Annotated in this window: 4 protein-coding genes and 1 pseudogene; all 5 read right to left on the bottom strand. The window is 37.0% G+C overall.

Annotation, left to right across the window (positions count from 1 at the left end):
- Positions 1-365 precede the first annotated feature (365 nt).
- The 5 genes and pseudogenes from U9P79_02925 to U9P79_02905 all read right to left on the bottom strand — a co-directional run bounded on the left by U9P79_02925 (position 366) and on the right by U9P79_02905 (position 4603).
- On the bottom strand, positions 366-1286 hold the full coding sequence (locus U9P79_02925; GenBank protein ID MEA2103581.1) for a CoB--CoM heterodisulfide reductase iron-sulfur subunit B family protein: 921 nt from the start codon (positions 1284-1286) through the stop codon (positions 366-368).
- Between the two features lie 15 nt (positions 1287-1301).
- Positions 1302-1706 (bottom strand): 4Fe-4S dicluster domain-containing protein, encoded by a 405-nt coding sequence (locus U9P79_02920; protein ID MEA2103580.1) that lies wholly within the window; start codon positions 1704-1706, stop codon positions 1302-1304.
- Positions 1706-4138: a hydrogenase iron-sulfur subunit gene (locus U9P79_02915; protein MEA2103579.1), complete on the bottom strand. Its 2433-nt coding sequence runs from the start codon at positions 4136-4138 to the stop codon at positions 1706-1708. The genes U9P79_02920 and U9P79_02915 overlap by 1 nt, the downstream gene beginning before the upstream one ends.
- A gap of 202 nt (positions 4139-4340) precedes the next feature.
- Positions 4341-4487 (bottom strand): annotated as a pseudogene (locus U9P79_02910) (fumarate hydratase C-terminal domain-containing protein).
- Positions 4469-4603, bottom strand: a complete 135-nt coding sequence (locus tag U9P79_02905) for a hypothetical protein (GenBank protein ID MEA2103578.1) — start codon at positions 4601-4603, stop codon at positions 4469-4471. Before U9P79_02905 ends, U9P79_02910 begins: the two are co-directional and overlap by 19 nt.
- Positions 4604-4662 lie beyond the last annotated feature (59 nt).

The raw sequence follows: 4662 nt of genomic DNA, 5'->3' as shown, positions 1-4662 counted from the left end.
TAGCATATCAAGTAAAATATATTCTTCATCCTTTTTACAACTCATCCCCTAACCCCTTCTCTTCAAAGAGAAGGGGAACTTTTGTCTCCCTCTATCCGCCAGCTGGCGGAAGGGTCGGGGTAAGGTCGAAAAATAGCACTTTACGGATAGATACTAATTAGCGGCTTCCATAAGGTCGTATTATTAAGCACCTTGCGGATGGTTTTTTTCCAAACCTCCGCAATGGTGGTCGTTTACATATCTCAACCATTGCGGAGGTTTAGAACCATCCGCAAGGTTTCGGAGTTTACGGACGCATTCTAATTATTATCATTTTAATATTATAATTTATTTATATTAATTTGTGAAATTAGCGCTTACTCTTTTTACAACAGCCCTTTTTCTTTTAGTAAGGGTTCTGGATTGATATAATTATCTTCAAGTCCCAAACTATCTTTGTCCAGCCCAAAAGCGAGAGCCAAAAGCTGGCTAAAATAAAATATGGGCATCTGTTTAAAAGAATCATCTTGTTCTTTTATTTCTTTTTGGCGGGAGTCCAGATTAAATGCACAAAGAGGGCAAGAGGTTATAATCGCATCAGCACCATGATTTCTGGCATCGGTAATAATTTTTTTTGCTGAATTAATCACAATTTGTACTTTGCTAATAGTATGATAACTTCCGCAGCAGCGATGTTTGGAATTAAAATCAACCGGATCAGCACCAATTGACGAAATGAATTCTTCAATTATACTGGGATTTTCCGCATCATCAATTCCGATATCAGGGGGACGAAGCAGCATACAGCCATAATACGGTGCGATTTTAAGCGATTTTAGAGGGACATTCACTTTCTGTGCTACTTTTTCAAAACCAATTTCTCTCAACAATTCAAAAAAATGAATAACTTCAACTTTACCTTGATAATCTTCTTCGAGGTACATGAAATCATTCAATTTTTTTAGAGTTTCCTGATCATTGTTATTAATAAATTGATTGCTTCTTTTCAAGGTATTAAAACACATTGAACAGAGAGTTAACATCCGATATTCATTATCAACTATTTTTTGGGAATTCATCTCTTCGACTCTGATAAAATTTCGCATAGGGGCGATATGGTGCATATCATCGTCAGAAGTTAATGATTCAACTGTACCACAACAAATCCATTTAGGTATTTCTACAAATTCTATCCCGAGAATTTTAGCGGAGTCAAGGGCAGATCGTTCAAAGTTCTTCGCCTGATCTTTCAAAGTACAACCCGGGAAATAAGGTATTTTCATTAATTGAGTATTATTATTTTTCATAATTTGATTCCGCCCCTAACCTGTTAATTTTCTAAAAGCACCGACATAGGCAATAGCCGGCAATCTTTTGGCTTCTTCGGGACTAATATCTTCCACTTTGATATGATTAATTGCTGTTCGGAGATTTATTTGCCTTAGAGCTTCTGCAACTTTTGAAAGGTCTAATCCGCGAGGACAGCGTGCCATGCATCGCAAGCACGAAGCACATATCCAGATTGTTTCAGTCTCCAATACATCAGACTGTCCCAGTTGAACTTTTCTCATCATATTTGCTGGTGTGATATCCATATCATCTGTGAATGGACAGCTACCGCTACATACGCCACATTGATCACAAACGGTAATTATTTCACCACTAATGCTTTCAACTTTTTTCAAAAATTGAGTGTTTTCATCTTCAAGCCTAATTGTCTTCAACATTAAATCTCCTTATTCTTCGGGAATAACCATTCTTGTAATGAATTACTGATTTTTATTCGTTTCTCATGAGGTATCGTCCCTTTATTTTTTGCTATTGTTTCCATTTTATTTAGCAGCATTGGAAATTTTGTCAGCATCACAGTAACAAATTGAAAAAATTCAACTCTATCCGGTGAAATCCCGACAATTTCCAAATTCTTTTTGACCAATTTAATGTTTTTTTCTACAGCGTCAATGCTTCCCAAAAATGGGGTGGACTTTTTCTCACAATCACCAAGGAATACTGCGTCTGCACCAAGAGCAAAACTTTGAAGAATCAATTTTGGAGTAACTCTACTGGAACTTGGAACTCTGATTATTCTCGTATCTACAGAGTATTTGTTTTTGGCATTTCCTACACTATCCGATAATTTATATGTACAAATACTGTCTGCAAAAACGATGATCCGTTTGTCTGATTCTCTCTTATCTTTCAGAGCAGCTTTTACTTCTGAAAAAAGTTGGAAATTGGTAAACATGTTCAGATCCAGAGCATCCGAGTGGCAGGATGAGAGGCACATTCCACAGCCCTTACACCTATTTTGATCAACAACCGCGATGTTATCAGCATTCATTGAAATGGTGTCGTATGGGCAACTGCTAACACATTCTCCGCATCCGTCACAAAGTTCAGGATGGACAAATGCTTTACGCGGGTCCATTGTAATGCTACCTTGATTTAATAGACGCATAACTCTCGCAGCGGTTGCACTGGCTTGAGCAACCGAATCAGGTATATCTTTTGGTCCTTGAGCAGTTCCGGCGATAAAAATTCCATCTTTCTGGGTATCAACCGGGCGAAATTTCGGGTGAGCTTCTTGTAAAAATCCGTCCGTTGATTTAGGAATCTTTAATATATCAGCAATTTTTTTACTGCCGGCACTTAATTCCAATCCCACCGAGAGAACAACCGTATCGAATTCACTTTCAATAATTTGTCTATTCAATGTATCTTCTACTCGCAGATTAACTTTTTCTGATCCGGGATTTTTAAAAATTTCACTTGGTCTTCCTCGAATAAACTTAACTCCCATTTTCTGGGTGCTCTTATAATATTCCTCGTAACCTTTTCCGAAAGTCCTCATATCAGTATAAAAAACATAAATATCTTTATCTGCTCCGGCTACTTGGGCTGAATGCATTATAAGTTGGGATAATTTGGTGGCGTACATACAGCAAACGCGAGAACAATATTCATTACCTATTTGTTCATCCCTTGAACCCACACATTGAATGAAGGCAATTTTTTTACCAATATCGCGCACTTCTGCCCCTTCGGATTTTTTAACAATTATTCTTTCCATTTCAGGTGCAATTAAAACATTTTCATATTTTCCGTAACCGTATTCAGGTTTGCGACCTGCATCAAACACATCGTGCCCTGTTGTCACAATAATTGCGTCAATATCAAGTTCCAGATACTCTGGTTTGTTTTCAAAATCAATACAATTCTGAGGACATACTTTTTCGCAAAGTCTGCAAACATTAGTTTTGCCGGATTTACGCCGTGCCTTTTGGTTTAAACAATTTTCAACATCAATGAGATATCTGTTGGGTACCGCAAAATCCATGGGAATATAAATTGCTTTTCTCTTACTTATTTTCCACTCAAATTCGTCATCAACCGATACGGGACAGGCTTCTGCACACAAACCACATGATACACATGACTCAGAATCCACGAAGGCAGGATGGTGGGTCAAAGAAACTTTGAAATTACCCAAATTACCATCAACTTTAGTAATTTCAGAATAAGTGTGTAGGGTTATATTTTTATTTGTTGTTACATCCGCCATTTTGGGACTAAGAATACAAGCGGCACAATCGTTGGTGGGAAAAGTCCTGCTAAGCTGAGCCATTTTGCCACCGATCGAAGCATCTTTTTCAACCAAGTGTACTTGATATCCGGCGTCTCCCAAATCCAGAGCCGCCTGAATACCAGCAATTCCAGCCCCGATTACTAAAACACTCTTACCAATATCCATCTTGATTTCTTCTAACGGATTGTTGTTGCGAATCCTGTCTATACCCATTTCTGTAAGATTTGTAGCTTTCTCGGTAGCTTTTTCCAAATCATCATAATGTACCCAAGCACATTGTTCGCGAATATTCACCATCTCAATCAGATATGGATTCAATCCAGCTTGTTTAGCTACATTCTTGAAAGTTTCACCGTGAAAAAGAGGCGAACAAGCAGAGACTAAAACTCGATCTAAATTATGCTCTTTGACATCATTTATGATCATCTGTTGTCCATCTTCGGAACACATATGTGAGTAATGTTTTGCAAATACAACATCATCTTGGTTGTCAACATACTTTGCAACTTTTTCCACATCTACTATTTCTGAGATGTTACCACCACAGTGGCATACATATACTCCAATTTTCATACGTCTACTCCATATCTTTTAAATTTGATAATTTGAATTTTGGGATTTTGAATATTGAAATCATATTCTATGATAAATTTTAAAATATTATTTTCTGAAAGCACAAACATATTTGTCAAGAAAATTAATCCGAAAAAATAATCTCTAATGTAATATATAAAAAATTATATTATTTTTTAGAACCGCGAATTTATGGCTTTTGCTATTCTTTGTATTTATTGCTTCCCTGAACAAACAGATCGTTGCCTTTCACATCGTTCGCAACAATGCAAGGAAAATCTTCAACTTCCAATTTTCTGATAGCTTATGCACCAAGGTCTTCGTAAGCAATTATTTCTGCTTTTTTGATGCAGGTGTGATCGGATACCCACCGAAGAATCTACAGCCGGCAGCTATAGCACCCTCGGCGCAAGCGATATCTCCACGCATAAAAAATTCACCGTGTAATTTACTTTTCTTGAACAAGATTTTCCTCCAGTGAATTTAAACTAATACTTGTTTCATCTTAAAATAATCATCTTCTT

The organism is Candidatus Cloacimonadota bacterium, assembly GCA_034661015.1.
Taxonomy (GTDB): domain Bacteria; phylum Cloacimonadota; class Cloacimonadia; order JGIOTU-2; family JGIOTU-2; genus JAYEKN01.
This window is presented reverse-complemented; position numbering and strand designations above follow the sequence as displayed.

Bases quoted from the DNA above. Each gene is read 5' to 3' on its own strand.
- U9P79_02925 (MEA2103581.1), bottom strand. From the start codon at position 1,286: ATGAAAAATAATAATACTCAATTAATGAAAATACCTTATTTCCCGGGT.
- U9P79_02920 (MEA2103580.1), bottom strand. From the start codon at position 1,706: ATGTTGAAGACAATTAGGCTTGAAGATGAAAACACTCAATTTTTGAAA.
- U9P79_02915 (MEA2103579.1), bottom strand. From the start codon at position 4,138: ATGAAAATTGGAGTATATGTATGCCACTGTGGTGGTAACATCTCAGAA.